Raw genomic sequence first — 4,244 nt, 5'->3', positions numbered from 1 at the left:
GGTAGGAACTGTGTCTGCGTCTATCCAGCAGACGACCCCACAGGGTTTGGGCCCGCGCTGCAGGTCGTCACCGACCACGGCGGCATGCTGATGGATTCCATTACCGTGTTGCTGCACCGACTCGGGGTCACGTATACGGCCATGATGACCCCGGTGTTCGAGGTGCGTCGCAGCTCGACGGGGGAGTTGCTCAGCGTTGCACCTCAAGCCGCTGGCACCGCACGCAACCTCGGCGAAGCCTGGATCTACGTCCAGCTGGTGCCTTCCGTGGATAGTAAATCCCTCGCCGAGGTCGAACAGCTGTTGCCCAGGGTCCTGGTCGACGTTCAACGGGTTGCCGCTGACGCAGCAGCGTTGAGCGCCACCTTGAGCGGCCTGGCCACGGACGTCGAAACCAACAAAGAAGGCCATTTTTCGGCCTCTGACCGTGACGATGTCGCGGCGCTGCTGCGCTGGCTGGGTAACGGAAATTTTCTGCTTTTGGGGTACCAGCGCTGCCGGGTGCATGACGGTCTGGTCTCCGGCGACGGGTCGAACGGCCTCGGCGTGCTGCGCGCCCGCACGGGTTCACGGCCGCGGCTGACCGACGATGACAAGCTGCTCGTCTTAGCGCAAGCCGCCGTCGGCAGCTATCTGCGCTACGGCGCATACCCGTATGCCATCGCGGTCCGCGAATACGACGATGGTGGTGACGGCGGCATTATTGAGCACCGCTTCGTCGGGCTTTTCACTGTCGCCGCTATGAACGCAGATGTCCTGGAGATCCCGTCGATCTCCAGCCGGGTTCGTGCGGCGCTTGCGCTGGCCGAAAGCGATCCCATTCATCCGAATCAGCTCTTGCTCGACGTCATCCAGACCGTCCCGCGCTCGGAGCTTTTCACGCTGAGCGCTGAACGGCTTTTCGCGATGGCCAAAGACGTGGTGGATCTGGGATCTGCGCGGCGCGCGTTGTTGTTCCTGCGCGCGGATCGGTTGCAGTACTTCGTCTCCTGCTTGGTTTATGTGCCCCGCGATCGCTACACCACAGGGGTGCGGCTGCAGATCGAGAACATCCTCGTTCGCGAATTCGGTGGTACACAAGTGGAATTCACTGCACGAGTTAGTGAATCACCTTGGGCGTTAATGCATTTCATGGTCCGACTATCGGAAGGCTCTGCGACCGGATCGGTTGACGTCTCGGACGACAACCGGATCCGGATCCAGGCGATGTTGAGCGAAGCCGCGCGGACATGGGCTGACCGGCTGATCGCCGCCGCGGCGGCTTTGTCTGAGGGTTCGGTCTCGCACGCCGACGCCGAGCACTACGCGGCCGCGTTCTCCGAGGCCTACAAACAAGCCGTCACCCCGGCCGACGCGATCGACCACATCGCCATCATCAAAGAGCTGGCCGATGATTCGGTCAAGCTGGTGTTCTTCGAGCGCAACGCGGATGGGTTCGCCCAGCTGACCTGGTTCTTGGGTGGGCGTAGCGCCTCGCTGAGCCAGCTGCTCCCGATGCTGCAAAGCATGGGCGTCGTCGTGCTCGAGGAGCGACCGTTCACCGTCACCCGGCCCGACGGCTTGCCGGTATGGATCTATCAGTTCAAGATCTCACCGCATCCGACAATCCCGCTGGCGTCGACAGCGGACGAACGGGCGGCTACCGCAAAACGATTCGCCGATGCAGTTACCGCGATCTGGCAGGGCCGTGTTGAGATCGACCGGTTCAACGAGCTGGTGATGCGTGCACGGTTAACCTGGCAGCAGGTCGTGCTCCTGCGTGCCTACGCGAAGTACTTACGGCAGGCGGGTTTCAACTACAGTCAGTCCTACATCGAATCGGTGCTTAATGAGCACCCCTCCACGGCTCGATCACTGGTCGCATTGTTCGAAGCACTCTTCGATCCCAGCCCGCCGGGTTCGTCTACGAGCCGCGATGCGCAAGCGGCTGCCGCCGCCGTCGCTGCGGACATCGACGCCTTGGTGAGCCTGGACACCGACCGCATCCTTCGTGCCTATGCATCCCTGGTTCAGGCCACCCTGCGAACCAATTACTTTGTGACACACGAAAGTTCGGCTCGCAGCAAGGATGTGCTCGCCCTCAAACTCAATGCCCAGCTGGTCGACGAGCTGCCGCTGCCGCGCCCCAAGTTCGAGATCTTCGTGTATTCGCCCCGGGTCGAGGGTGTGCACCTGAGGTTCGGTGCGGTGGCGCGTGGCGGGCTGCGCTGGTCGGACCGCCGCGACGACTTCCGCACCGAGATTCTGGGTCTAGTCAAGGCGCAGGCGGTCAAGAACGCCGTTATCGTGCCGGTCGGCGCCAAGGGCGGGTTCGTGCTCAAGCGGCCGCCGCTGCCCACCGGCGACGCCGCCGCCGACCGCGACGCGACGAGGGCCGAAGGCGTCGCCTGCTACCAGCTGTTTATCTCCGGGCTGCTCGACATCACTGACAACGTCGACCACGCCACCGGAAAAGTTAGCGCGCCGCCCCAGGTGGTGCGGCGTGACGGTGACGACGCCTATTTGGTGGTGGCTGCGGACAAAGGCACCGCCACCTTCTCCGACATCGCCAACGATGTCGCCAAGTCCTACGGGTTCTGGCTGGGTGACGCCTTCGCCTCCGGTGGATCGGTGGGCTATGACCACAAGGCCATGGGCATTACTGCCAAAGGTGCGTGGGAGGCCGTCAAACGACACTTCCGGGAGATGGGGGTGGACACCCAGAACGAGGACTTCACCGTTGTGGGCATTGGCGACATGAGCGGCGACGTGTTCGGTAACGGCATGCTGCTGAGCAAGCACATTAGGCTGATCGCCGCCTTCGATCATCGGCACGTTTTCCTCGACCCAGACCCCGATGCCGCGGTTTCGTGGGCCGAACGACAGCGGATGTTCGATCTGCCGCGGTCCAGCTGGGACGACTACAACAAGTCGTTGATCAGCGAGGGCGGCGGCGTGTACAGCCGCGATCAGAAAGCCATCCCGGTCAGTCCGCAAGTCCGCGCTGCCCTCGGCATCGACGGTGACGTCACCGAAATGGCCCCACCCAACTTGATCCGGGCGATTCTGCAGGCCCCGGTGGATTTGTTGTTCAACGGCGGCATTGGCACTTACATCAAAGCTGAAGCTGAATCCGTTGCCGACGTCGGTGATCGCGCGAACGATCCGGTGCGAGTCAACGCAAATCAGGTGCGCGCCAAGGTTATCGGCGAAGGTGGCAACCTCGGGGTTACCGCGTTGGGCCGCGTCGAGTTCGATCTGTCCGGCGGACGGATCAATACCGACGCGTTGGACAACTCTGCCGGCGTGGACTGCTCCGCCCACGAGGTCAACATCAAGATCCTGATCGACTCGCTGGTCACCGCCGGCAAGGTCAGGGCCGAGGAGCGCAAACACCTGTTGGAGTCGATGACCGACGAGGTCGCGCGGCTGGTGCTCACCGACAACGAGGACCAGAACGACTTGATCGGCACCAGCCGCGCCAACGCGGCTGGCATGCTCTCCGTGCACGCGATGCAGATCAAGTACTTGGTGGATGAACGCGGAGTCAACCGCGAACTGGAAGCGTTGCCGTCGGAGAAGGAGATTGCGCGGCGATCCGAGGCCGGCATCGGCCTTACCTCCCCCGAGCTCTCGACGCTGATGGCCCACGTCAAGCTGGCACTCAAAGAGCAGATGTTGGCCACCGAACTGCCGGATCAGGATGTCTTCGCGTCAAGGCTGCCGCGATACTTCCCGAAACCGCTGCGCGATCGTTTCACCCCGGAAATCCGCTCGCACCAGCTGCGCCGCGAAATCGTCACCACCATGCTGATTAACGATCTGGTGGACACCGCCGGCATCAGCTATGCCTTCCGGATCACCGAGGATGTCGGTGTCGGGCCGATTGACGCGGTACGCACCTATGTCGCCACCGACGCCATCTTCGGTGTGGATGACGTGTGGCGGCGCATCCGCGCGGCGAACTTGCCGGTCGCGCTGTCGGATCGGATGACGTTGGATACCCGTCGGCTGATCGACCGCGCTGGACGGTGGCTACTCAACTATCGGCCGCAGCCGTTGGCCGTCGGCGCCGAGATCAACCGATTTGCGGCGAAGGTTCAGGCGCTCACGCCGCGAATGTCCGAATGGTTGCGCGGTGACGACAAGGCCATCGTCGAACAGGACGCCGCGGAATTCGCGGCGCAGGGTGCGCCCGAAGACTTGGCTTACCGGGTCGCGGTCGGGCTGTACCGCTACAGTCTGCTTGACATCATCGACATCGC

At 63.0% G+C, this 4,244-nt stretch carries 1 protein-coding gene; it reads left to right on the top strand.

Going from position 1 to position 4,244, the window contains the following annotated elements; genetic code table 11:
• A partial coding sequence (locus tag AC2VOU_RS11810; protein WP_486957547.1) for an NAD-glutamate dehydrogenase occupies positions 1-4,244 on the top strand: 4,244 nt, incomplete at both ends.

Source organism: Mycobacterium sp. TH-M25 (assembly GCF_057473665.1).
Note: the sequence above shows the minus strand (reverse complement) of the source record. Positions and strands in the feature narration are given on the sequence as shown.